Origin of the sequence: Umezawaea tangerina (genome assembly GCF_003002815.1) — a bacterium.
GTDB classification, from domain to species: domain Bacteria; phylum Actinomycetota; class Actinomycetes; order Mycobacteriales; family Pseudonocardiaceae; genus Umezawaea; species Umezawaea tangerina.
Genome location: NZ_PVTF01000017.1, coordinates 14,187 through 38,035, shown reverse-complemented (window position 1 = coordinate 38,035; position 23,849 = coordinate 14,187). Strand labels below are relative to the sequence as shown.

At 71.6% G+C, this 23,849-nt stretch carries 21 protein-coding genes; 17 read left to right on the top strand and 4 right to left on the bottom strand.

The window, feature by feature from the left end; translation table 11 throughout:
• Positions 1–604 precede the first annotated feature (604 nt).
• The 12 genes from CLV43_RS40315 (at position 605) to CLV43_RS40260 (ending at position 15,327) form a co-directional block, all read left to right on the top strand.
• Positions 605–1,828 (top strand): protein kinase family protein, encoded by a 1,224-nt coding sequence (locus CLV43_RS40315; protein WP_146175102.1) that lies wholly within the window; start codon positions 605–607, stop codon positions 1,826–1,828.
• Positions 1,825–3,222: a DUF4407 domain-containing protein gene (locus tag CLV43_RS40310; protein WP_106194995.1), complete on the top strand. Its 1,398-nt coding sequence runs from the start codon at positions 1,825–1,827 to the stop codon at positions 3,220–3,222. Before CLV43_RS40315 ends, CLV43_RS40310 begins: the two co-directional genes overlap by 4 nt.
• A gap of 13 nt (positions 3,223–3,235) precedes the next feature.
• Entirely contained in the window at positions 3,236–3,949 is a 714-nt protein-coding gene (locus tag CLV43_RS40305) for a vWA domain-containing protein (RefSeq protein ID WP_106194992.1), read from the top strand.
• Complete coding sequence (locus CLV43_RS40300; protein WP_106194989.1) at positions 3,949–4,950, top strand: protein phosphatase 2C domain-containing protein; 1,002 nt, start codon at positions 3,949–3,951, stop codon at positions 4,948–4,950. Before CLV43_RS40305 ends, CLV43_RS40300 begins: the two co-directional genes overlap by 1 nt.
• Positions 4,947–5,906, top strand: a complete 960-nt coding sequence (locus CLV43_RS40295) for a hypothetical protein (protein WP_106194987.1) — start codon at positions 4,947–4,949, stop codon at positions 5,904–5,906. The genes CLV43_RS40300 and CLV43_RS40295 overlap by 4 nt, the downstream gene beginning before the upstream one ends.
• A gap of 1 nt (position 5,907) precedes the next feature.
• Positions 5,908–6,618, top strand: a complete 711-nt coding sequence (locus CLV43_RS40290; RefSeq protein ID WP_106194984.1) for a protein DA1 — start codon at positions 5,908–5,910, stop codon at positions 6,616–6,618.
• A gap of 22 nt (positions 6,619–6,640) precedes the next feature.
• Positions 6,641–7,366 (top strand): hypothetical protein, encoded by a 726-nt coding sequence (locus CLV43_RS40285; RefSeq protein WP_106194981.1) that lies wholly within the window; start codon positions 6,641–6,643, stop codon positions 7,364–7,366.
• Positions 7,363–9,615 (top strand): hypothetical protein, encoded by a 2,253-nt coding sequence (locus CLV43_RS40280; protein WP_106194978.1) that lies wholly within the window; start codon positions 7,363–7,365, stop codon positions 9,613–9,615. The genes CLV43_RS40285 and CLV43_RS40280 overlap by 4 nt, the downstream gene beginning before the upstream one ends.
• The gene (locus CLV43_RS40275; protein WP_106194975.1) at positions 9,612–10,718 is read left to right on the top strand and encodes a hypothetical protein; all 1,107 of its coding nucleotides are present in this window, start codon (positions 9,612–9,614) and stop codon (positions 10,716–10,718) included. Before CLV43_RS40280 ends, CLV43_RS40275 begins: the two co-directional genes overlap by 4 nt.
• Before the next feature lie 285 nt (positions 10,719–11,003).
• Positions 11,004–11,942, top strand: coding sequence for a hypothetical protein (locus tag CLV43_RS40270; protein WP_146175101.1), 939 nt, complete (start codon positions 11,004–11,006; stop codon positions 11,940–11,942).
• Positions 11,943–12,143: 201 nt separating this feature from the next.
• Positions 12,144–12,614 (top strand): SRPBCC family protein, encoded by a 471-nt coding sequence (locus CLV43_RS40265; protein WP_342749850.1) that lies wholly within the window; start codon positions 12,144–12,146, stop codon positions 12,612–12,614.
• Between the two features lie 688 nt (positions 12,615–13,302).
• Positions 13,303–15,327 (top strand): putative bifunctional diguanylate cyclase/phosphodiesterase, encoded by a 2,025-nt coding sequence (locus tag CLV43_RS40260; RefSeq protein WP_245887358.1) that lies wholly within the window; start codon positions 13,303–13,305, stop codon positions 15,325–15,327.
• A 1-nt stretch (position 15,328) separates the two neighbouring features.
• Here the strand turns inward: CLV43_RS40260 and CLV43_RS40255 are convergent, their stop codons facing one another.
• Positions 15,329–15,568: a hypothetical protein gene (locus tag CLV43_RS40255; protein WP_106194965.1), complete on the bottom strand. Its 240-nt coding sequence runs from the start codon at positions 15,566–15,568 to the stop codon at positions 15,329–15,331.
• A gap of 135 nt (positions 15,569–15,703) precedes the next feature.
• Between CLV43_RS40255 and CLV43_RS40250 the strand changes: the two genes are divergently transcribed.
• The 3 genes from CLV43_RS40250 to CLV43_RS40240 all read left to right on the top strand — a co-directional run bounded on the left by CLV43_RS40250 (position 15,704) and on the right by CLV43_RS40240 (position 19,009).
• Entirely contained in the window at positions 15,704–16,849 is a 1,146-nt protein-coding gene (locus CLV43_RS40250) for a sensor histidine kinase (RefSeq protein WP_106194962.1), read from the top strand.
• Positions 16,837–17,514 (top strand): response regulator transcription factor, encoded by a 678-nt coding sequence (locus tag CLV43_RS40245; RefSeq protein ID WP_106194960.1) that lies wholly within the window; start codon positions 16,837–16,839, stop codon positions 17,512–17,514. The genes CLV43_RS40250 and CLV43_RS40245 overlap by 13 nt, the downstream gene beginning before the upstream one ends.
• A gap of 88 nt (positions 17,515–17,602) precedes the next feature.
• Entirely contained in the window at positions 17,603–19,009 is a 1,407-nt protein-coding gene (locus CLV43_RS40240) for an FG-GAP-like repeat-containing protein (protein ID WP_170156229.1), read from the top strand.
• Between the two features lie 45 nt (positions 19,010–19,054).
• Here the strand turns inward: CLV43_RS40240 and CLV43_RS40235 are convergent, their stop codons facing one another.
• Complete coding sequence (locus CLV43_RS40235) at positions 19,055–20,032, bottom strand: aldo/keto reductase (protein WP_106194954.1); 978 nt, start codon at positions 20,030–20,032, stop codon at positions 19,055–19,057.
• A gap of 184 nt (positions 20,033–20,216) precedes the next feature.
• On the opposite strand from CLV43_RS40235, the gene CLV43_RS40230 reads away from it, so the two are divergent.
• The gene (locus CLV43_RS40230) at positions 20,217–20,723 is read left to right on the top strand and encodes a MarR family winged helix-turn-helix transcriptional regulator (protein WP_106194951.1); all 507 of its coding nucleotides are present in this window, start codon (positions 20,217–20,219) and stop codon (positions 20,721–20,723) included.
• Between the two features lie 82 nt (positions 20,724–20,805).
• Positions 20,806–21,537, top strand: coding sequence for a phosphodiesterase (locus CLV43_RS40225; RefSeq protein ID WP_106194948.1), 732 nt, complete (start codon positions 20,806–20,808; stop codon positions 21,535–21,537).
• On the opposite strand, the gene CLV43_RS40220 is transcribed toward CLV43_RS40225, so the two are convergent.
• Positions 21,529–22,140 (bottom strand): TMEM175 family protein, encoded by a 612-nt coding sequence (locus tag CLV43_RS40220; RefSeq protein ID WP_106194946.1) that lies wholly within the window; start codon positions 22,138–22,140, stop codon positions 21,529–21,531. The genes CLV43_RS40225 and CLV43_RS40220 overlap by 9 nt on opposite strands.
• A gap of 64 nt (positions 22,141–22,204) precedes the next feature.
• Complete coding sequence (locus CLV43_RS40215) at positions 22,205–23,668, bottom strand: aldehyde dehydrogenase family protein (protein ID WP_245887356.1); 1,464 nt, start codon at positions 23,666–23,668, stop codon at positions 22,205–22,207.
• Between the last annotated feature and the right edge of the window lie 181 nt (positions 23,669–23,849).

Genomic DNA, 23,849 nt, shown 5'->3' with positions numbered 1-23,849 from the left:
CGGGGTCTATTCCACATGTGAGCGAACGGGCGGACGCTCGAAACCCGCAATCGCGACTCACCTGAAGCCAAAGCCGCATTATTGCGGATGTCGACCACGCGGAAGCCTTGATTTCTCCGAACACACAGCTCAGGTGCCCTCACCGCGTCATTCGACGGCTCCCAATTTACATTGGTGACCAATAAAGTTCCTCGTTCTACCCAGCTTCTGCCCACTTGACCGGATTTCGTCCACCGAAGTCCATCCGACTGGCGGTAACGAATGGTGGCGGTCACTCGATTGACCCCGCGAGACACCACTTCGGACACGCGCCGATCCAGAGGGGACAACGGGCCAAGGGCTCGCATTGTTCTTGTGGGTTGTGCTGCGTCGGTCGTTGCTGCGTGTCGCCATTAGCTGAGGAGAGGCATAAGTGGGGAGTTCCTCATCCGGCACCGCCATGTCCGTGACACCTGCGGAGCTCGGTCGGATCGGTGGTCAGCTCGGCAAGGGGGGTGAGGCGAGTGTTTTCGACCTGCCCGGTCTGACCTACCCGGATGTGCCGGGACCGTTGGTCTACAAGAGGTATCGGGCGGTGCACGGGTCGCCGGACAGTCTGCGGCGCGTGGTGGCGGCACGGAACAAGCTGGACGTGGTGGCGCGCGGCAGGTTGGACTCGATCGCGGCGTGGCCGGTGCGGGTGGTGGAGGAGAACGGGCAGGCGGTCGGGATCGTGATGCCGCGCATCCCCGGTGCCTACTTCGACCGCGTGCAGCGGAACGCGGGCGTCAAGCAGTCGCTGCGCGAGGTGCAGAACCTGTTCATCGACCCGGCGCGGGCGGTCCAGGTGGGGCGGCCGGCACCTACCGACGAGGAGCGGCTGCGGGTCTGCCGCGACTTCGCGGGTGGGCTCGCGTTCCTGCACGAGGAGCTCAAGGTCGTGTTCGGGGACATCAACGCGATGAACGAGGTGTTCCGCCTCGACGCCGAGCCGATGGTGATGTTCCTGGACTGCGACGCAGTGCGGCCGAACGGCGTGGTCGCCCAGGTCAGGCAGCTCGACGCGCCCGACTGGCTGCCGCCGGAGGGTGGTGCGCTCACCCTCGCGACCGACCACTACAAGCTCGGGCTGTTCATCCTGCGCTGCCTGTCGCCCGGCACGGGCTCGTCGGTCAAGACCGATCCCGACGCCGCCGCCGCCCGCCTCGACACCGAGGGCATGGCGATGCTGAGGCGGGCCCTGGGCAGCAACCCCGCGGACCGGCCGACCGCGCGCGAGTGGGAGGTGCGCCTGCGGCGGCTGCTCGGGGAGTCCCTCGTCCCGCCCCGGCTCGGGGAGGTCAGGGTGGACCGCACGATGGTCCTCAGTGGACAGTCCGTTGTGGTCGAGTGGGAGGCGCTGGAGGCGGACTGGGTCGAGGTCGTCGCCGGTTCCCGGTCCACCCGTGTCGACGGGGGACCCGGCCGCGGTCGGACGCCGGTCGAGCCGGAGACGTCCGGCCGCATCAGGGTCCGGGCGGGCAACAACCTCGGCGTCGACGAGCGGGAGCTCGGCCCGGTGCGGGTGGTGTCGCCGCCCGGGGTCCACCAGCTGCCGATCCCGATGCCCCAGGTGCACTGGCCGGTCCTCGACGTGCCGGGACCTCCGGGGCTGGAGCTGCTCCCGCTGCCGCGGGTCGACCTCCCACCCGAGGTGCCGCAGCTGTTCACCACCGGCGGGAACGGTGTCTCCTGGCCCGCTGTGCCCGCCCCGCAAGGAGTCGGGTTCCCGTTGGACCTGCAAGCGATGTTGACCGAATCACCCGAGGTCGACCTCGGGTACCGCGATGGGGAAGGGGCGGGGCGATGAGCCTCTCCATGTGGCTGGCAAGGCTGTCCGGCGCGAGGGTCTCGATCCTCCAGAAGGCGCCGGGCGACGTCAACAAGCACGCCGCCATGGGCGGCGTGCTGCTCAGCACCGCCGGGGTCGCCGCCGTGTCGGCGTTCTTCGCCATGTACTCGGTGCTGGAGCTGCCCCTGCTCGCGGCCGCCTTCGTCGGCCTCGCCTGGGGCGTGATCATCTTCAACCTGGACCGGATGCTCGTCGTCACGATGACGCGGGGCAACGGCTGGCTGCTGAACCTGTTCGCCGCGGTCCCCAGGGTGCTGCTCGCCGTGGTGATCGGGTCGATCATCTCCATGCCGATGGTGCTGAAGATCTTCGAGCCGGAGATCAACAGCGAGCTGATCGCGATGCAGGCCGAGACGACCAAGGCGAACCAGGCCAAGTACGACGAGGCCTACGGCAAGATCACCCAGCTGGAGGGAGAGGAGGCGAAGCTCCTCGCCGTCATCTCCGGCCGGTCCACCACGACCATCACCGACGACCCGGACGTGAAGGCCGCCAAGGCGGACCTCGACACAGCGGAGAAGGCCTTCCAGGAGGCCAGCAGGCTGGCGCAGTGCGAGTTCGACGGGACCTGCGGCACCAGCGTCCAGGGTGACGGCGAGTCCTACCGGCAGAAGAAGCAGGCCGCCGACGACGCCAGGGGCGTCCGGGACAAGGCGCAGTCCACTTTGGACGAGATCACCGCCAAGGTGACCAAGCGCGTCCAGGACGGGTCCTCCACCGACATCGACAACGCGAAGAAGCGGCTCCCCGAGGTGCAGGCGGACCTCGACCGGCTGCGCAAGGACCGCGAGGATCTGGAGAAGCGGGGCAGCACCGCGACCGCGGGCGACACAGGTCTGCTGGCCCGGCTGGAGGCGCTCGACCGGCTGACCAACAACAGCCCCAGCGGCGGGCAGGCCCACCAGGCGCTCTTCCTGCTCTTCCTGTGCATCGAGCTGCTCCCCGTCGTGGTCAAGCTGCTGTCCAGCTTCGGCCCCGAGACGCTCTACGACCGGTTCGTCAAGCGGGCCGACGACGGTTCCGACGCGAGCGACAAGCTCTGGACGGACCGCGACCGCGTGCTCGCCGAGGACAAGGCCGACCAGAAGCTGGCCATGGAGCGCCACCGGCTGGACGCGCAGACGCAGGCGCACGCCGCGACCACGAAGGCCGTCGCCGACAAGCAGCTGACCATGGCCATGAAGGCGATCGACGCCTGGTCGAGCCTCGCCCAGCAGCGCACCAACCAGGAGCTCAGGACCTGGTCCAAGGCCAACGGCGTCCCGGACGACCTCACCAAGCCCATCCCGCGGTCCGCCCTGCCGACCAGCTTCCGCCCCAACGGCACGCCGTCCACCACGCGCAACCCCTGATCGGAGACTCCTGATGGAGAGCGAAAAAGCCAAGCTCCTGCCGTTCTACCTGGTGATCGACGTCTCGGTGTCGATGACCGGCGACAAGCTCAAGCAGGCCAACGCGATCATGCCCGCGGTCGTCGACGCGCTGGCCGACGCGCCGATCCTGTCCGACAAGGTCCGGTTCGGCGTCATCGACTTCGGCAGCGACGCGCAGGTCCGGCTGCCGCTGTGCGACCTGCTGGACGAGAACGTCTCCCTTCCCGCGCTCACCGTCCGCGGCGCGACCTCGTTCGCGGCGGCCTTCCGGCTGCTGCGCGCGGAGATCGAGAGCAACGTCAAGCAGCTCAAGGCCGACGGGTTCCAGGTGCACCGCCCCGCGGTGTTCTTCATCAGCGACGGCGACCCGACGGACCGCGAGGACGACTGGCGCGGCGCGTTCGCCGAGCTGACCGAGAACTTCCCGATCTACCCGAACTTCGTCCCGTGCGGGGTCGACGACGCGAACCCGAAGATCCTGGCGAACCTGATCCACCCGGCCACCGGCCCCAAGGCCATGCAGATGTACCTGATGCAGAACGGCCAGAACCCCGCCGACGCCATCGCGATGATCGCGGAGATCCTGATCTCCAGCATGCTCGCGTCCGGGCAGAGCATCGCGCAGGGCGGGTCCGGTCTCCTCCTGCCCGACAAGCAGGACCTGCCGTCGGGCATCTCCGCGCACTCGTCGGAAGACTTCGTCTGATGGCCGGGTCGACCGAGACCCACCACGGCGCCGTCGCCGTGCCGGTCGCCGACGCGGACCCGACGGCGGACTGGCGCGGGCAGTTCGAGTCCTTCGCGGTCGGCGAACCCGGCCGCGCGGCCTCGTTGGTCGTGCCGGTGCCCGATCCGGACGGCTGGGACCGCAGGGACACCGTCCTCGACGGGGTGGCGCTGCTGGACGGCGCCAAGAAGCGCGTCGCCGAGGTGCGCGCGGCGAGCGTGCGGGGCCTTTCGCACCGGGCGTACGGAACCGTGCGGCAGGACGAGTACGGCTTCCGCCGCACCTCCGACGGCCGCCACCTGGTCATCGGGGTGGCCGACGGCGTGTCGTCGGGCAAGCACTCGCACAGGGCCGCGCTCATCGCGGCGCGCAAGGGCGTCGAGATGCTCGCGAGGGCGCTCAGGTCCACCGGTCCGGAGACCTTCCCCTGGGCGGACTTCGTCCGCGCGGTGGCGAACCGGATCGAGCGCTCGGGCCGCGACCGGCTGATCACGAAGGGCGTCGCCGACGCGGAGGGCATGTCCGTCCGGGAGGTCGCCGAGCACCTGGCGACCACGGTCCTCTACGCCGTCGTCGACCTGGTGCCCGTCAACGGCGCGCACGACGTCCACGTGGTCTCGGTGGGTGACACGTCGGCCTGGGTCCTGCGGGCGGGCGGGCGCTGGGAGCCGTTGGAGGCGGTGAAGAACGACGGTGCCGAGCTGCACTCGTCGTCGGTCCAGGCGCTGCCCATGGTGCCGGGCACCGCCCCGGTGCCGGTCCGGACCACGGTGGCGCCCGGTGAGGCGCTGGTGGTGATGACCGACGGGATCGGGGACCCCCTCGGGCACGGCACCGGGGCCGTCGGGCGCTTCCTGACCGACGTCTGGTCCACGCCGCCCGCGTCCGGGCTGGAGTTCGCCGCCCACGTCGGGTTCTCGCGCAAGAGCTTCGACGACGACCGCACCGCGGTCGCGTTCTGGCCGGTCGCCAGGGCATGAGCGGTCACGTCATCGGCCTGGACGCCGTCGGCCCGCTGGGCGGGCTGCTCGGCGAAGGGGGCCAGGCGAAGGTCTACCGGGCACCGCACGCGACGCTCGCCGACGTCCCAGGACCGTTGGTGTACAAGCAGTACAAGGCGGGTCAGGCGCCACCGCACGGCCTGGCCGCCGTGGTGGCGCGCAGGCTGCGCATGGACGAGCACACCCGGCGACGGCTGGACGCGGCGACCGCGTGGCCCGTGCGCGCGGTCGTGGAGGACGGCGAGGTGCGCGGCGTGCTCATGCGCCACATCCCCGGCACGTACTTCGAGGACCGCGTGAAGCCCAGCGGCGTCAGCGCACGCACGCTCCGCGAGGTCCAGCACCTCTTCGTCGACCCGCTGCGGTCGGCGCGGCTGGGCATGCCCGCCCCGAGCGCGGTCGAACGCGTCCTGGTGTGCCGCGACTTCGCCAGCGCGGTGCACCTGTTGCACCGCAACGACCTGGTGATCGGTGACCTCAACCCGAGGAACGCCGTCTACCGGCTCGCCGAACGGCCGTGCGTGATGCTGGTCGACTGCGACGCGTTCCGCCTCAAGGGTGCCGCCGCCGTGGTGCGCCAGCTGAACGCGCCCGACTGGGACCCGCCGGAGGACGTGCTCAGCCAGTCGAGCGACCTCTACAAGTTCGGGCTGTTCGTGCTCAGGTGCCTGAGCCCCGGCGCGTTCGCGTCGGTCGCCCGCGACCCGAGCCGGGTCGACGCGGTCCTGCCGGGCGAGGGCCCCTCGCTGCTGCGCGCCGCGCTGAGCGGTGACCCCGCCGAGCGGACGACGGCCCAGACGTGGGGCCGGTACTTCGACGCCGTGCTGACCGGGTCGACCGTCTCGGGCAAGCAGAGCCGGAGGACCGCCGACCAGATGACCACCTCCGGGTGGCGGCGCGACGCGAGGACCAAGAGATGGATGCCGGTGACCTGACGTGTCGGACAGCACCTGCACCGCGTGCGGAGCCCCGCCCGCGGACCGCTACGTCGTGTCGATGCACGGGGAGGCCACGTGCGTCCAGCACCCCACCCGCGGCCAGTGCGCGCTGTGCGCACGTCCTCGGCACACCGGGGAGTCGGGGTGGTCGAGGTTCACCTCGGCCACCGTGCGCTGCCCGACCTGCGCGGGGCAGGCGGTGGACACGCAGGAGGAGGCCAGGCTGCACATCCCGGCGGTGCGAACCGGGATGGCCGCGCTGGGCATCGAGCTCGACCAGCGGGTGAGGGTGACCCTGGTCGAACCGGACGCGATCAACACCGACGTCGTGAGCCTGTGCCTCGGCCGCACGCTGCAGCGCACGTGGGCGGACAGGGCCACGACCGACGTGCTCGGCATCGAGATCGCCCGCGGGCTCACCACGACCCACTTCGGCGCCACGGTGGCCCACGAGATCGGGCACGCGTGGCTGGCGCAGCGGGGTGCCCGGAACCTGTCCCCGCCGCTGGAGGAGGGCGTGTGCGAGCTGTTCTCCGGTGCCTGGCTGAAGCGGCAGCGCACGGAGTTCGCGAGCACGTTGCGCCGGGTGTCGCTGGAGAGCCCCGACCCGGTGTACGGCGCCGGCTACCGCATGGTGCGCGACTCGGTCGTGTCCCACGGGGTCGCGGCGGTGCTCGACTCGGTCTGCCGACGGGGATGCCTGCCATGAACGACGACGAGAGGAGGAGGTCGTGGACCTCGAACCGGTGAGCCGCACGATCCTGGTCGTGGACATCGAGAAGTCCAGTGACCGGACGGACCCCGAGAAGGCCGCGCTGCGCAGCGCGCTCTACGGGGTGCTGCACGGGGCTTTGGACGCGGCGGGCCTGACCGCCGACCGCCGCAGGATCGACGACACCGGCGACGGCGTGCTGGTGGTCGCCGACTCCGAGGTGCTGCCGATGCTCGACCCGTTCCTGGACGACGCGGTCGAAGCGCTCGCCCGGCACAACGCACTCGTGTCGCCGACCGAGTGGCTGAGACTGCGCTTCGCCGTCCACTTCGGACTGGTCGCGCGGGACGGCCAGGGCTGGGTCGGCGACGACGTGACGACCACCTTCCGGATCAACAACAGCACCCTGGTCAAGGACTCGCTCCGGGCGGCGGACAGGGCGCAGTCGGTCGTGGTGGTCTCCGACGCCGTGTACCGGTCGGTGGTGCGCCACCGGCACCGGAACCTCCGCCCGGAGGTCTACCGCGAGCAGCACGACGACGGCCGGACGTTCTGGGTCCGGGTCCCCGGTTACGCGGAACCGCCCGTGCCCGCCGCGCACACGTCCCCGCGACCGCCCGCCGCGGCCGACGGCCCGGTGGCGGGCAAGTCCATCACCATCAGCCACAACGGCCACGGCAACGTCTTCGCCACCGACACGATCCACCACGTCGACGCGCGGACCGGCTTCCGGGAACAGCCGTGAGCGACGACCAGCCCGCCGAGCCGCAGGAGGCGCCCGCCGACGCCCCGGCACCCGCCGAGTCCGGGCAGTCCCCTTCCGACGGGGAGAAGGCGCCACCCGACGCGGCGCCTACGCCGAACCCCGACGAGCCCGACGCCAAGGCGAACGCCGCAGACCCCACCAAAGCGCGCAAGCTCCACCAGGACGCGCGCACGGTGGAGAACGCGATCGCGGCGCTCCTCGGGGAGCGGGGCGGCGGCATCGGCAACGTCTTCGTCACCAACTCGATCGGGCTCGTCGACGCGGGCCTCCCGCGCTCGGCGGGGTCCCACCACGGGTCGGTGCCCACCGGTCCGATCCCGGCCGAGCGCCTCGACTCCGTCACCGCGACCTTCGTGCGGCCCGCCAACTACGCGGAGCTGCGGGAACGGCTGCGCGACCAGTGGCTGGTGCTGCTCCGCGCACCGGCCGGGTGGGGCCGCACGGCGACCGCGCTCAACCTCCTGGGCGTCGAGTGCGCCGTGGGCGTGGACAAGCTCAGCCCCGACATCGACCTCCGGTCCCCGTCGGCACCGGTCGCCCTCTCCGCCGACCGCGGTTACCTGCTGGAGACGCTGGAGTTCGACCAGGCGGCGGGGTTGACCGAGTTCTCGCTCGACCTGTGGCGGCGCAGGCTCGCCGACGCGAAGGCGCGGATGGTCGTCCTGGTCGGCGCGGACACCCCGCTGCGCGAACGGGAGCTCGCCGCCTACCTCGTCGACGGCGCCCAGCGGTCGGACGACCGCGCGCTGGTGCTGAGCCACTTCCAGACCGGACTGCGGTCCGCGGGCAAGCCCGCGCAGGACCTCGACGACTTCCCGGAGTTCACCGAGCTGGTCGAGGAGGTGGTCGGCCGGACGCTGCGGGCGCAGGACCTCGCCGACTTCGGACGCGGCCTCTGCACGGTCGTGCTGGGCGAGCGCGGGCTCGACGAGGTCCGCCTCAGGTACGCGCGGAGCGCGGAGTCCGCCTTCCACGAGTGGTTCGCCTCCTTGCCGGACAACGAGCACCGCGCGTTCGCCGTCGCGCTTGCGGTGCTGGACGGCATGCCCCTCGCGACGGTCGCGGAGGCGGGCACGAGGCTCGCGCAGGCGATCCAGGCGGCGGAGATCCCAGACGACCGCGACCGCACCCGTTCGGTGTTCGCGATCCGCACGGTCAACCTGGTCGACCGGATGGAGGCCGAGATCACGTCCGCGGTCGAGGACAGCGACCTGGGTAGCCTGTCCGCCGAGGTCGTCCGCTTCCGCGACCCGCACCGGCCGCGGAAGGTGCTCGAGCACGTCCGGCGCGAGTACGCCGAGGCGCACGGCGTGGTGCGCGAATGGCTGTGCGCCCTGGGTTTCTTCCCCGACCGCCAGGTCCGGATCCGGGCGGGCGTGGCCGTCGGCCTGCTCAGCCTGTCCGAGTTCGACCACATGCGCAGGCACGTGATCGAGGACTGGGCGAGCAGGAAGGACTACTGGCAGCAGCAGGCGGTGATCGGGGCGCTCCGGCTGCCCGCGCTCCAGCCGGAGCTGCAGCCGCTGGTAAACCGCATGATCGACCAGTGGCTGGACGGCAAGGCCGCGACCGGCATGAAGGTGACCGCCGTGGCTGCGCTGGGCTCGTTGCCCGTCATGACCACGGACCAGGTGCTCAAACGGCTGCGGAAGGCCGCCGACACCGCCGACCCGCGGATGGTCATCGCGATCGGCGACTCCATCACCACCCTCTCGCTGGACCAGGACCGGCTCGACCTGGTTCTCGGCGCCCTGGTGAAGTGGTCGCGGTCGAAGCGGGCCGACGTGCGCGCCACCACCCTGACCTGCGTGCTCCAGCTGACCGCCTACCTCCAGGTCACCGAGGAGGGCAGCACCGACCCGTGGCCCGGTCTGCTCTGGGTGGCCGACGTGGAGCGGCGGTCGGAGGCCGCGGCGGCTCCCGTGGTCGTCGGCACGCGCCGGATGAGCAGGCGGGAGGCCGTCGTCGTGCTCATCGCGAAGGCACTGGAAGCGCAGTACTTCATGCCCGAGGCGTACGGGTTGCTCCACGGCTGGGTCAAGACCGCCCAGCGCGACAGCACGCAGCGGGAGCCGCTCGGCCTCCTGCTCGCCGACGTGGCCAGGGCCACGGGAAGCTCCACCACCCTCCGCCTCCACCTGGACGACTGGGCACGCGCGCGGCGCGGCCCGGTCGAGGCGGTCGCCGAGCTGCTCGCCGTTCTCGACCGTGAGGAGATCCGCTCATGATCAACCGCAACCCCGACACCGCCTCGGGACCGCTCGTCACCCGTGTGGACATCAAGGCCGGCACCATGCTGTTCAAGAACCGGCCGGTGCCGAGCGCCGACCGCGCGACCGTCTTCCTCGACCGGCACGGGCGGTACGACCACCTCACCGAGCAGATACCCATCGGAGGCGTGTCGGGCTACCGGGCCGTGTTCCTGGTCAACACGTCGGTGTTCTCCCGCGACCTCCAGCTGAGGCTGCCCAGCCGGGAGCAGGCCTACCACTTCATCGCCAAGGTCACCGTCCGCTGGCGGGTCACCGACCCGGTCGAGGCGGCGAAGACGAACCTGGTGGGCGCCGACCCGATCCTGAGGCCCTACGTCGAAAGGGTGCTCCGCGACGTCGGTGTCACGTTCCCGATCGAGGACGCCGCGGGCGCGGAACAGGCGATGGCGAACGCGTTCGCAGGCAGGCGCAGGCAGCCGTTCGCCCAGGGGGTGAGCGTTCTCGACTGCGACGCGGCGCTCACCCTGGACTCCGCGACCATGATCTACATCAGGAGCCTGGAGGAGAACAGGCGCAAGCATGACGTCACCACCGGCGTGCAGGCGCACACGATGGCCGAGCAGAGCAAGCAGCACCGGATCGACCTCATGCGGAGCGCGCACGAGCTGGAGCTCCAGGAGATGCAGCAGGAGCACGAGCTGCGGCTCAAGCACCAGCAGATGAAGTTCTTCGGCGGTGCCGTCGCGCAGGACCCGGCGAACCTGCTCGGCATGATCCTGGCCCAGGACCCGAGCAAGGCCACCGACGTCCTCGGCATGCTGATGAAGCAGCACCAGGTGGAGCTCGACGACGCGCGCGGGGTGCTCGACCTGATGCTCAAGAACGAGCTCGTCGCGCGCGGCGACGTCGCGGAGATCACCGGGCGCGCGACCTCGACGATCGCCCAGCGGATGTCCAACGCGCCGTTCAAGCTCGGTGTGGACCCCACGACCACGCCGGGGAGCCCGCACACGACGTCGGGGCCCGCGGAGGGTGCTATCGCGGCGGAGGTCGTGCCCGCCGCCGCCAAGCCGGTGTTGTTCGACTTCGACGAGGACGACGAGGACGACGACGACTAGCGACCGGGAAGGTGAATTCTCCGGCTTCCGGAAGCGGGTCCGTCCTTTCGGGAGTCGGGGATTTGGCTGTCATGGATCGGTGCAATGGTCGGGAACGGGCGCTATCGGGGAGCCGGTGCACTAGCGGCTACCGGTTCTGGTGGAGCGTCCGAATCGGGTAACGCGTCGGTGAAGTGCTGCGACATACGGCCCAGATCGTTGACCCGCGTCCGGGTGGAACTCGTCAACGAAACCGAAACCGCGCGGTACCTGATGGGTGTCGCGTGCTCGTCGCACGGAGGGTCGATGGCCGTCTCGTCGGAAGTGCTCATGGACGAGCTGAAAGCGCTGCGGCGGGGCCGCGGGGTGCAGGCGCCGGGGATCGACCGGTTGGTGGGCCCCGCGTTGCGGGAGGTGTGCGGGATCGGGGAGCACGACGGGGCGGAGGTCGTGCGGGAGAAGGTCGTGGGGTGGGTCGCGGGTTCGGTGCGGGCGCTTCCGGAGGACCTGCGGCTCGCGGTGACCACGCCCTTGGCGTTGAACCCCGAGGCGCAGCACGTGTTCCTCGCGCATCGGGTGCAGTGGCTCGCGGAGCTGATGGGGCGGGACGCGCGGACGGTTCGGCGGAGGATCGACGACGGGCTGACGCGGTTGGTGGAGGCGGCGGTGCGGCCGGGGGCGCGGAGGGGCAGGGGGGCGCGGGACGGGTGGCGGGTGGGGAGGCTGCAGGTGCTGCTGCGGTTGGACGGGCCGGTGCCGCTGTGCACCGAGCGGTGGACGGTGGTGGCCGAGGAGGACGGTGTCCAGGAGGTGCCGTGGCCGGGGCCGGTGCCGGAGTCCACCGGTGAGCAGGACGTGCGGGTGGCGCACGGGGCCGTGCTGATGAGCGGTGAGCGGTCACCGGCGCGGCGACCGGGTTTCCGGGTGCGGCTGCCCAGGTCGCTCCGCGCCGGGGAGTCCCACGAGTTCGCGCTGGACGTGCGGATGCCGCGTGTCCAGGCCCTGCGGCCCGCGCACGTGTTCCGCACCCCGCGCCCGTGCGACCGGCTCGACCTGGTGGTGCGCTTCGACGTCGACCGCCCGCCCGCACTGGTGACCAGGGTGGGCGGCGAGTTCGACGGGGCCGTGGCGGTGAACTCGGTCGGGGAGGTCGAGGTGACCTTCCTCGACACGGTGCCCGGCCGCGAGTACGGGATCCGGTGCGTCGCCGACGCGCGGTCGCGGACGGAGCGCAGGACCGGCTGATCCTCCTGACTCGCCCCCTTCCGGCCGCCTGTTTCCAGGCCGCCGGAAGGGGGCATTTTCGTGGGTGGGCACCGTCGGCCGACCGGTCGGCGTGCCGGTTGGACTCGCGGAACGGCCGGAGCCTGCGAGAGTTGTGCGCGGGATCGGCCAAGGCGGAGCGGTCGGCTCGTCGGAGCGACCAGGGTGTGGGAGGGCGGGGCGGTGGAGAAGGCGGAGTTCTTTTACACGACCTACATCAACACGACGTCGGAGGAGCTCTGGCGGGCGTTGACGGAGCCCGAGCTGACGAGTCGGTACTGGGGGGCGACGTTCGAGTCGGAGTGGACGCCGGGGTCCGGGATGAGCTGGATCGAGAACGGGCTGAAGACGTCGGATCCGCAGCAGGTGGTGCTGGAGGCGGAGCCGTACAACCGGCTGTCGTACACGTGGCACACGTTCACCCCGGAGTTCGGTGAGGTGAACGGGATGAACGCCGAGGTGGTCGCGGCGATGGCGGAGGAGCCTCGGTCGAAGGTGACGTTCGACATCTCGCCGCACGGGAAGCTGGTCAAGCTGACCGTGACGCACGACGGGTTCGAGCCGGAGAGCACGGTGCTGGCCGGTATCACCGAGGGGTGGCCGGTGATCCTGTCGCGCCTGAAGTCCTTGCTGGAGACCGGGGAAGCGCTCTAGAGGAATTCCCGATGGTTGATTGTCCCAGGGCGGAAAGGGTCGGAAGGCCGGTCGCCCTCGGGATGCGGGTGCTCGACGCCCTCAACTGACCACACCCGTGACCAAATCCGCTGGTCACGGCCTTCCCGGCCCGATTCGGCGAGATAACGCCGAATTGCGGAACAGCACCCCATCGATTTCGTGATTGGCCCGGTTGTACCATGCAGCCTTCGCGATCGGACCGAAATCACCGGAGTTGGCGCAACGTGCGATTCGTCGGACGCCCTTGTCGTGCGCATCTCGGACACCGTTATGTAACATCGTTTCGCACAACACGACCACACCTCCGGCGAATCATGAACATGGAGTCGCCCGCTCTCGTTGAAAGAACACGTCCGCTATCGGTCACGCCGTCCCCACCTGCGGTGAACCGATTCGGGAGCGGAATAGCCACACCGCGTCCACAACTCCCGAAACCGGTCCCCACCTGCGGCGGAGCACATCGCTATTGGCCAGGAACCCGGTACGCGGGTACCTTTTGCTCGGCACGGGTATGAACACCGAGGTGCACCTTGGAATCACTTTTCCCTCCGCTCGCCATGCATAGCGACGTCGTCCGCCGCGGTGTGCCCTGGTGACGGCCCCGCTACCGGAGTCGCCATTACCCGAGGTGCTTCCGGTCACCCGGTCGGCCCCACGGCTCAAACTGGTGCGCACCTGGGCGAATTCGCTGGGTACCTCGGCCTACATTCCACTCGAGTCGGCCGAGTTCGAACTCCGGCTGACGGGTGTGCTGGACCGGCTGGTGGAGGCGTTGGGGCGCGATCCGTTCTCCACCGGAAGGGCGCACGTCGACGGCGGCGACCTGGTGCGGTGGGGGTGCACGGGGCCGGAGAGCCTGCAGGTGACGATGGAGGTGCTGGGGCGCGGGCTGCCCGCGCTGCCGGAGCTGCCGGGTGGGACGAGGGTCGCGGAGCGGGTGGTGCTGCTGCTCGGGGCGCTGGCGGCGGGCTACACCGAGCAGGTGCGGATCGTCACGTTGGAGCAGCAGGAGAGCATGAGCCAGGCGTTGCTCAAGTCGTTGAACGACACGCTGGGGCGGCTGCGGGCCGTGGAGGCGGAGTTCGACGACGTGCTGGCGGGCTCGGCGAACGGGATCGTGCTGACCGACCGGGACGGGACCTTCCTGCGCGCCAACGAGAGGCTGGCCGACATCCTGGGGTACGCCGAGGGGGACCTGGCCGGGCTGGCGCTGTTCGACCTGGTGCGCCCGGAGGAGTCGGCGTCGCTGCGCGACGGGTTCGCGAAGGTCGTCGCGGGCACCGAGCGGCGGGTGCACAGCGAGCAGCGCCTGGTGCGCAAGGACGGCGACAGCGCGTGGGCCGCGATCACCATGACGGCGCCGACGCCGGGCGGTCGGCTGGTCGTCGTGGTCGAGGACCGGACCGAGCTGAACCTGCTGCACGGCCAGCTCAACCACCAGGCGCTGCACGACATGCTCACCCGGCTGCCGAACCGGCAGTACTTCACCACCAGCCTGGAGCGGATCGTGCGGCACGCCGCGCCGTCGACCGGGATCACCCTCTACCACCTGGACCTGGACGCGTTCTCGCTGATCACGCACGGCCTCGGCCGCCGGGTCGGCGACCTGCTGCTGGACAGCGTCGCGCACCGGCTGGAGTCGCTGTTCACCGACGAGAAGGCGATGGTGGCCCGGTTCAGCGCGGACGAGTTCGCCATCCTGGTCGAGAACTCGCCGACCACGCCGGACGCGGTGAGCACGGTGCGCCGGATCAACGAGGAGCTGTCCGAGCCGATCTACGTGGACGGCCACGCGGTCGCCTCGCCCGCGAGCATCGGCGTGGTGGACCGGCCGCCCGCCGGGCTGGACGCGGCGAGCCTGCTCGAGGCCGCGGAGATGTCGCTGGCCAGGGCGAAGCGCAACGGGCGCACGCAGTGGGCGCTGTTCGACCCCTACCAGGACGCCCGCGACCGGGAGATGTTCAGCCTCGCCGTGTCGCTGCCCGGCGCGTGGGAGAACGGCGAGCTGACCGTCGAGCACCGGCCGCTGGTGCGGTTGGACGGCGGCGAGGTCGTCGGGCTGGACGCGCTGCTGTCGTGGCGGCACCCCTACCGCGGCAGGCTGCCGCACGCGCGGTGCGCGGAGCTGGCCGAGCAGACCGGGCTGATCCTGCAGCTGGGCAGCTGGCTGCTCGGGTCCGCCTGCGCGCAGGCGAGCGCCCGGCGCGAGGAGCTGGACGACGACCAGCCGCTGCACGTCGGGCTCACGCCGAACCAGTCGTCGGACCCCGACCTGCTCGGCCGGGTGCTGACCGTCCTGGACGACACCGGCCTGCCCGCGGACCGGCTGTGGCTGGGGATGCCGGCGTCCGCGCTGGCCCAGGAGGGCGGTGAGGCGGCGGAGAACCTGCGGCTGCTGGCGGGTGCCGGCGTGGCGACGGAGATCCTCGACTTCAGCACGACCGCGGGCGACCTCGCGCACCTGGAGGACTTACCGGTGCGGGCGGTGCGGATCGCCCGCTGGATGGTGCGCAGGCAGGCCCAGGACGTCCGGGAGGACTCGCTGGTCACGTTGGCGCTCAAGGAGGTGCTCCGGATCGTGCACGGCGCGGGCACGACCGTGATCGTCGACGGCGTCGACACCGAGGGGCAGGCCGGGTGGTGGCGCGACCTGGGCGCCGACCTCGTGCAGGGGGAGTTCACCAAGCTGTAGCTCAGGTTCGCTCCGACGACGACCCCGCGTTAGCCGCGAGGACCAGCACGGCGCCGAGGACGGCCACGGCGAGGTTGGCCACGAGCTCGTGGCCCGCCAGGAGGTCGATCCTCGGGATGACCACCCGGTTGACGAAGTTCAGCAGGAACGAGAAGAACGGCTGGACCGCCAGGTGGTCGATCGTGCCGCTGACGCCTTCCGCGACGAGGAACAGCCCGACCAGCTCGACGGCTTTGCGCATGTCCCGACGCTAACGGCGGTCCGCGCGGGCGCGGATCGACCCTCCGGATGCGGCCGGTCGTCCTCAAGTACCCGAACGCCGGGACTTAGGTATCGATCACGGGAGTTCCGCCCGCCCGCTGGGTACGTTCGGCCCATGGGGTCAGCGGCGCACCGGCGCGGAACGCGGGACTGGGTGGTGGACACCGCGCTGTTCCTGGGTTCCCTGCTGTTCGGCGCGGTGATGGCGGCGGGGCGCGTCACGTCCTGGGGGATGCCGTCACCGGCGTGGCTGTTCGACGCCGACCTGGTCGCCTGGGCGGTGGGCAGCGCCGGGCTGTGGGTGCGCCGCCGGTGGCCGATCCCGTTGGCGCTGCTGCAGATCGCGTTCTCCACGTTCTCCGAGCTGAGCTCGTTCGCGTTGCTGGTCGCGCTGTTCACCGTCGCGGTGCACCTGCCGCCGCGCACCACGATGGTCGTGTTCGCGCTCTCCCCCGCCGCCTCGGCGGTGGCCGTGATCCTGCGGCCCGAGCCGGACATCCCCAACGAGGTGCTCATCGTCTTCAGCGTGGCGCTGCAGGGGGCCGCGGTCGCCTGGGGGCTCGTCGTGCACCACCGGCGGCAGCTGATCCTGTCGCTGCGCGACCGCGCCGTGCGGGCCGAGACCGAGGCGCACCTGCGCGCCGAGCAGGTGCAGCACCGGGTGCGCGAGGACATCGCGCGGGAGATCCACGACGTGCTCGGCCACCGGTTGTCGCTGCTGAGCGTGCACGCGGGCGCGTTGGAGTACCGGCCGGACGCGCCGACCGAGGACATCGCCCGCGCGGCCAGGGTGATCCGGGAGAACTCCCACCGGGCGTTGCAGGACCTGCGGGAGGTGATCGGCGTGCTGCGCGCCCCGGTCGGCGAGCTGCCGCAGCCGCGGTTCGCGGACCTGCCGCTGCTGGTGGCCGAGTCGGACCACCCCGGCATGCGGGTGGTGCTGCGCGACGACGTCGACGGGGACGTGCCGGACACCGCGGGCCGCACGGTGTACCGGATCGTGCAGGAGAGCATGACCAACGCCCGCAGGCACTCCCCGGGGTCCGAAGTGGACGTGCGGGTGTCCGGGGCGCCCGGTGACGGGCTGTCGGTGGAGGTGGTCAACAGCCCGCCGACCGCGGTGCCGGAGCCGCCGTCGGGGCAGGGGCGCGGTCTGCCCGGTCTGGCCGAACGGGTGGCGGTCGTCGGCGGAGCGCTGGAGCACGGGCGGACGGCCGGCGGTGGCTGGCGGGTGGCGGCCTGGCTACCGTGGCCGCCGTGAGCGAACCGGGTGTGGTGGGCGTGCTCATCGTCGACGACGACCCGCTGGTGCGGGCGGGGCTGGCGATGATGCTGGGCGGGGCACCCGACATCCGGGTGGTCGGCGAGGCCGGTGACGGCACGGCGGTGCGGGCGATGGTCGAGCGGCACGCGCCGGACGTGGTGCTGATGGACATCCGGATGCCCGTGATGGACGGGCTCGCCGCCACCGAGGCCCTGCGCTCCCGACCGGGGGCGCCCGAGGTGCTGGTGCTGACCACGTTCGACGCCGACCGGCACGTGCTGCGGGCGCTGCGCGCGGGTGCGGCCGGGTTCCTGCTGAAGGACACGCCGCCGTGGGAGATCGTCGACGCGGTGCGCCAGGTCGCCAAGGGGCTGCCGGTGCTCTCGCCCGCGGTGACCCGGCGGCTGATCGCCCGCGTCACCGACACCGGCACCGACGAGCGCAAGGCCGTGGCCGTGCGGCGGCTGGCGGCGTTGAACGCGCGCGAACGCGGTGTCGCGCTGGAGGTCGGGCACGGCCGGTCGAACGCGGAGATCGCCGGACGGCTGCACATCAGCGTGCCCACGGTGAAGACGCACGTGTCCAGCGCGCTGACCAAGCTGGACCTCAACAACCGGGTGCAGATCGCGCTGCTGGTGCACGACGCGGGCTGGCTGGACTGAAGGATCTCCCTTGTCACCGGGCCGCCCGACCGGGTTGACTGCGACCAGGAGCCGGGGGGGCTGGCTCCACAACGGGGGGATCTCCATCGTGCGCAAGACGACTGTGCTCGTGCTGTCCGCTGCCCTGGCGCTGGCCGCCGGGGGACCGGGTCCGGCGACCGCCGCGCCACGGGTGGGCGGCGGCACGTCCGACTCCAACGGCGGCGGCACGTCCGACTTCAACGGCGACGGCTACGACGACCTCGCCGTCGGCGCGCCGGGCAGCACCGTCGCGGGGGTCGCGGCGGCGGGGCTCGTGGCGGTCGCGTTCGGCTCGGCGGACGGCCTGTCGCAGGACCGCGACGTGCTGAGCCAGGCCGACGCCGACGTGCCGGGCGAGGCGACCGCGTCGGCCAGGTTCGGCACCGCGCTCAGCGCCGCGGACTTCAACGGCGACGGCTTCGACGACCTGGCCGTGGGCGCGCCCGCCGACGGGGTCGGCGGCTCGGTCACCGTGTTCTTCGGCGGTGTCGACGGCCTGGGCGACGCGACCGCCGTCACCGGGACCTGGCACCTCGGCACCGCGCTGACCGCGGCGGACCTGGACGGCGACGGGAGGCCGGAGCTCGTCGCGACCGAGACCCCGAACAACTTCGGCCGGATCCGCCGGTTCACCGTCGCCGAGGGCGCGACCACCCTCGTGCCCACCGCGGACGACAGCGCCTACGGACTGTCCGCGCTCGCCGCGGGAGATGTCGACCACGACGGGGACGACGACCTCGTCGCGCTGTTCACCCAGGTCGGCGGGTCCTACTCCTACGCCTACTTCCCCGGTTCGCCCGCCGGTCTGGCCACCGCGGACCGCGTGGTCCGCACCTACGACGGCGGCGCGGACCTCGCGGTCGGCGACCTGGACGCCGACGGCTTCGCGGACCTCGTCGTCGGCAGGCCGCAGGAGCAGTTCGGGCAACCGCTCGGCGGTGAGGTCGCCGTCTGGTACGGCACGGCCGACGGGCTCGGGGACGCGCCGGGCGCGCTCATCGGGCAGGACTCCCCCGGCGTGCCGGACGCGGCCGAGGAGTACGACCAGTTCGGTTCGTCGGTCGCGATCGGCGACACCACCGGCGACGGGTACCCGGAGTTGGCCATCGGCGCGCAGCAGGAGACCGTCGGCGCGCTGTCGGCCGCGGGCGCGGTGACCGTGCTGGCCGGCGGCGCGGACGGGTTCGCCGACGGGCGGTGGCTCACCCGCGGCGTGGACGGCGTGCCCGGAACCGCGCACGCCAAGGACGCGTTCGGCTGGATGCTGCTGTTCGGCGACTACGACGGCGACGGGCACGCGGACCTCGCCGCCACCGCGATCGGCGAGAACCCCGCCCCCGGCTGGCCGTACTACGGGGACGGCTCGGTCACCGTCGTGCCCGGCGCGGGCTCGTCGGGCGCGGGCGTGCTGACCTCGGCCTCGTTCGGGCGCAGCGGCTCGCTCGCCCGGTTCGGCTGGGCGCTCGGACGCTGACCGCGGCTCGCGGTGGGCCGCACGGTCCACCGCGAGCCGGTCGGGTCAGAACGCCTCGGCGGCGTGCGGGACGTAGTGCTCCTCCAGCAGGCGGATCTCGTCGTCGGACAGCTCCAGGTCGACCGACGCCACGGCGTCGGTCAGGTGGTGCGGCTTGGTGACACCGACGATCGGGGCCGTGACGGCGGGCTTGTGCAGCATCCACGCCAGCGCCACCCGGGCACGGGGGACGCCGCGTTCGGCGGCGACCGCGGCGACGGCGTCGACGACCTTGCGGTCGGTCTCCTCGGTCTGCTTGTACAGCGTGCCGCCGAACGCGTCGGTCTCGCTGCGCTCGGTGGTGGCGCCCCAGTCCCGCGTCAGCCTGCCGCGGGCCAGCGGGCTCCACGGCAGGACGCCGACCCCCTCGTCGAGGCAGTACGGGTGCATCTCCCGCTCCTCCTCGCGCATGATCAGGTTGTACTGGTCCTGCATCGCCACGAACCTGGTCCACCCGTTGAGGTCGGCCGCGTGCTGCATCTGCGCGAACTGCCACGTCCACATCGAGGACGCGCCGAGGTAGCGGACCTTGCCCGCGCGCACGAGGTCGTGCAGGGCCTCCATGGTCTCGGTGATCGGCGTCTTCGGGTCGTAGCGGTGGATCTGGTACAGGTCGATGTAGTCGGTGCCGAGCCTGCGCAGGCTCGCGTCGACCTGGGTCATGATCGCGCCGCGCGACAGGCCCGCCCCGTTGGGCCCCTCCGCCATGCGCCCGTAGACCTTGGTCGCGATGACCACGTCGGACCGGTCGGCCAGCTCGCCGAGCAGCTTCCCGACGATCTCCTCGCTGGAGCCGATCGAGTACGAGTTGGCGGTGTCGAACGTCGTGACGCCCGCGTCCAGCGCCTGCTTGACCAGCGGTCGGGCGTCGTCGATCCCCAACGACCACGGGTGCGTGCCCCGCGCCGGGTCGCCGTAGCCCATGCAGCCGAGGACGATCCGCGACACCGCCAGGCCGGATCCGCCCAAGCGCAGCTGTTCCATCACGTGCCTCCAGTCGGTCGTCCCGCCGCGACCGCGCTCAGGCGAGTGCCGGGCGCACGGCGGGTAGCACCTTTGTACCGAGCAGCCCGACCGCGTGCATCGCGCCGGCGGCAGCGGGGCTGACCGCGGAGTCCCACGGCAGCGGAACAACTTGACGCTTCAACTGTGGGGTATTCTGGCGGTCGTGACCGCCGAACCGCCCCGCTGGCTCACGGCTGCCCAGCAGAACGCCTGGATAGCCTTCAGCGGCGTGCTCATCAAGCTGCCGTACGCGCTGGACGCCGACATGCGCGCCAAGGCGGGGTTCAGCCACTTCGAGTACCTGGTCCTCAGTGTCCTCTCCGAGACCGCGGAGCGCTCGCTGCCGATGAGCAGGCTGGCCTCGCTGACCAACGCGTCGCTGTCCCGGATGTCGCACGTGGTCACCAGGCTGGAGGGCAAGGGCTGGGTCAGCCGGTCCACGAGCGTCGACAACCGGCGGATCACCAGGGCCACCCTCACCGACGCCGGGTTCGCGCTGCTGGTCGAGGTCGCGCCCGGCCACGTGGACACGGTGCGGCACCTGGTGTTCGACGCGCTGACGCCCGAGCAGCAGGAGCAGCTGGCCGCGATCTCCGCCCAGGTGCTGGAACGGCTCGACCCCGGTGGCGAGTGGCCACCGCACGAGACCCGGCGGATCGCGGAGCCCTAGGGCGTGACGGAGGACCGGTTGGACGGCGGGGTCCCGGTCACCGCACTAGGCTTCCGGTATCGGCCTCGACGGGAGACCCACCGTGATCACGCTGGCGCACCTCAGCGACATCCACATCGACGGCAGCGGGCGCAACGAGGCGCGGGCGCGGCAGGTCGTCGACTACCTCGCGGCCCTGCCGGGGCGGGTCGACGCGGTGCTGGTCACCGGTGACCTGACGGAGCAGGGGCGGCCGGTCGACTACGGGACCGTCCGCGCGGTCGTGGCGCCGCTGGAGGTGCCGGTGCTGTTCTGCCCCGGCAACCACGACGAGCGCGGGGCGTTCCGGCGGACCCTGCTCGGGATCGACGGCACCGGTCCGGCGAACCAGGCCGTCGAGGTGGCGGGCGCGTCGGTCCTGCTGCTGGACTCCGTCGTCCCCGGCAGGCCGGAGGGCGAGCTCGCCCCGGAAACCCTGGCCTGGCTGGACTCCGCACTGTCCCGATCGGACGGACCGGCGTTCGTGGCGCTGCACCACCCGCCGGTCGCGCTGGGCATCCCCGAGCTGGACGCCATGCGGCTGGGGAACCCGGACGACCTGGAACGCGTGCTGGCCCGGCACCCCCGCGTCGCGGGTGTGTTCTGCGGGCACGCCCACACGGGCGCGGCGTCCACGTTCGCGGGCCTGCCGCTGCGGGCCGCGCCGGGCGTGAAGAACACGACCCTGCTGCCCTGGGAGCACGACGGCGACGTCACCAGGTCCGACGCCCCGGTCGGCCTGGCGTTCCACCTCTACGCGGACGACGTGCTCACCACGCACTACCGCTCACTCTGAGACCTCGGCCCTCCGGCGCGCGACCCGGCTCACGACCGGCGCGGGCAGGAGCAGCAGCAGCGCGTAGTAGCCCACCGACGGGATGAGCGCCAGCGGGAACGCGACCACGAGCAGCGCGGTGGGCGTGAGCGACCGGACGACCACCGCCGCGGTGAGCCCGCCCTCCTCGCCGCCGACCTCCGGGTTGCCGTGGATGATCAGCGACACCACGGCGAGGCAGACGCTGCTGGCGAGGATCGTGCCGACGTAGAGCGCCCTGGTGAACCGGTCGTCGCTGTAGGAGGCGGTCATCTCGGTCGGGAACGGCAGGAAGACGATCGTCAGCAGCCACACCAGGTTCCAGGACACCAGACCCGTCGTGTAGCCCCGCACGCCCTGGAACATCCGGTGGTGCGTCAGCCAGTACTGCGCGATGACCGCGAAGCTGAGCAGGAAGCTGAAGATCTGCGGCTTGTGCTCGGTGATCACCTCGATCGACGGCCGGTGCTCGGCCACCGCCTCGGGGACGATGTCCACCAGCGGCAGCACCAGCAGCGTGATCGCGATCGCCACGACCGCGTCGGTGAAGAGGACCAGCCGGTCCGGGTCTCGGGTTGTGCTCACCGCGGCAATCTAATCTCCGCGCCCCGGCACCGCGCGGGCACCGGTCCGGTGCCCGCGCGGGCGCTCAGAAGGGGAAGTGGCCGTGCTCGGCGGCGACGGTGATCCACCGGGTGTCGGTGAACGCCTCGACGCCCCACCGCCCGCCGAACCGGCCGTAGCCGGTCGACCCGACCCCGCCGAACGGCGCCTGCGGCTCGTCGTCGACGGTCTGGTTGTTGACGTGGACGATGCCGGTGCGCAGCCTGCGCGCGATGGCCAGGCCGCGGCGGGTGTCCTCGGTGAGCACCCCGGCGGTCAGGCCGTACTCGGTGTCGTTGGCGATCGCGACGGCCTCGTCGTCGCTCTCGACGGCGGTCACCGTGACGACCGGGCCGAACACCTCCTCGTGGTAGACCCGCATCCCCGGTGTGACGCCGTCCAGGACCGTCGCCGGGTAGCGGGCACCCTCCGGGTCGCCGCCGCCCGCTCGGATCCGCGCACCGCCCGCGACGGCGTCCTGCACGAGGTCGGCGATCCGCTTCGCGGCGCGGTCGCTGATCATCGGGCCGACGACGGTCCCCCGGTCCTTCGGGTCGCCGTGCGGCAGCGCCGCGACCTTGGCCGCGAGCCGGGTGGTCAGCTCCTCGGCCAACGAGCTGTGCACCAGCACGCGGTCGGCGGACATGCAGATCTGGCCCGCGTTGTGGAAGGCGCCGAACGCGATGGCGTCGACCGCGAAGTCCAGGTCGGCGTCGTCCAGCACCAGCACGGCGTTCTTGCCGCCGAGCTCGAGGACCGCGCGCTTGATGTGCCTGGCGGCCGCGGTGCCGATGATCCGCCCGATGTCGGTGGACCCGGTGAAGTTCACCATCCGGACCCTGCGGTCCCCGATCAGCGCCTCCGCCACGGCCTCCGCGTCCTCGCGGGCGTTCGTGACGACGTTGAGCACACCGGGGGGCAGTCCGGCCTCGCGCAGCACGTCCGCGACGAACAGGCCGCAGGCGATCGGCGCGTCCTCGCTCGGCTTGAGGACGACGGTGTTGCCGACGGCCAGCGGGACCGCGACCGCGCGGGTGCCCAGGATCAGCGGTGCGTTCCAGGGCGAGAACGCACCGACCACCCCTACTGGTTGCCTCACCGCGAGTGATAACTGCCCGCCGGTATCGGTGGTGAGCACCTCGCCCAGCGGCTGGGTCACCGAGGACGCCGCCTCGCGGAACATGCCCGCGGCGAGCATGCAGTTGAACCCGGCCCAACCCGCGACGCCGCCCACCTCGTTCGCCATGATCTCGACGGCTTCGGCTGTTCGGGACTCGAAGATGTCCGCCGCCTTGAGGAAGATCCGCCTGCGGGCGCTCGGCGAGAGCGCCGCCCAGGCCGGGAAGGCGGCGTCGGCGGCATCGACCGCGCGGGTGATGTCGTCGACGCCACCGGCGGCGACGGTCGCGTAGACCTCGCCGCTGTAGGGGTTGAGGTCCTCCGTGGTGCGTCCGTCCAGCGCCGGGACGTCCTGGCCGCCGATGAAGAGCTCGCGGTTGGTGGTGGTCACCGTATCCACTCCTTGATCATTCAAATGTGAACTACCTGGACAAACCTCCACCAACGAGGAAAGCACGTTTTGCGGTCGGTTGACCGGTTGCCGAATCCCTTGATTGCCAACGCAACGAGCACTGCTGCAACCGGTCTCATCGACGTCGGTCATTATTCGACCCGATGGGTCTATGTCCACC

What these genes read in the sequence shown, in the direction of transcription:
- CLV43_RS40310 (WP_106194995.1), top strand. Translation starts at nt 1,825, where the DNA reads ATGAGCCTCTCCATGTGGCTGGCAAGGCTGTCCGGCGCGAGGGTCTCG.
- CLV43_RS40300 (WP_106194989.1), top strand. Translation starts at nt 3,949, where the DNA reads ATGGCCGGGTCGACCGAGACCCACCACGGCGCCGTCGCCGTGCCGGTC.
- CLV43_RS40305 (WP_106194992.1), top strand. Translation starts at nt 3,236, where the DNA reads ATGGAGAGCGAAAAAGCCAAGCTCCTGCCGTTCTACCTGGTGATCGAC.
- CLV43_RS40295 (WP_106194987.1), top strand. Translation starts at nt 4,947, where the DNA reads ATGAGCGGTCACGTCATCGGCCTGGACGCCGTCGGCCCGCTGGGCGGG.
- CLV43_RS40250 (WP_106194962.1), top strand. Translation starts at nt 15,704, where the DNA reads ATGGGGTCAGCGGCGCACCGGCGCGGAACGCGGGACTGGGTGGTGGAC.
- CLV43_RS40270 (WP_146175101.1), top strand. Translation starts at nt 11,004, where the DNA reads ATGGCCGTCTCGTCGGAAGTGCTCATGGACGAGCTGAAAGCGCTGCGG.
- CLV43_RS40235 (WP_106194954.1), bottom strand. Translation starts at nt 20,032, where the DNA reads ATGGAACAGCTGCGCTTGGGCGGATCCGGCCTGGCGGTGTCGCGGATC.
- CLV43_RS40275 (WP_106194975.1), top strand. Translation starts at nt 9,612, where the DNA reads ATGATCAACCGCAACCCCGACACCGCCTCGGGACCGCTCGTCACCCGT.
- CLV43_RS40255 (WP_106194965.1), bottom strand. Translation starts at nt 15,568, where the DNA reads ATGCGCAAAGCCGTCGAGCTGGTCGGGCTGTTCCTCGTCGCGGAAGGC.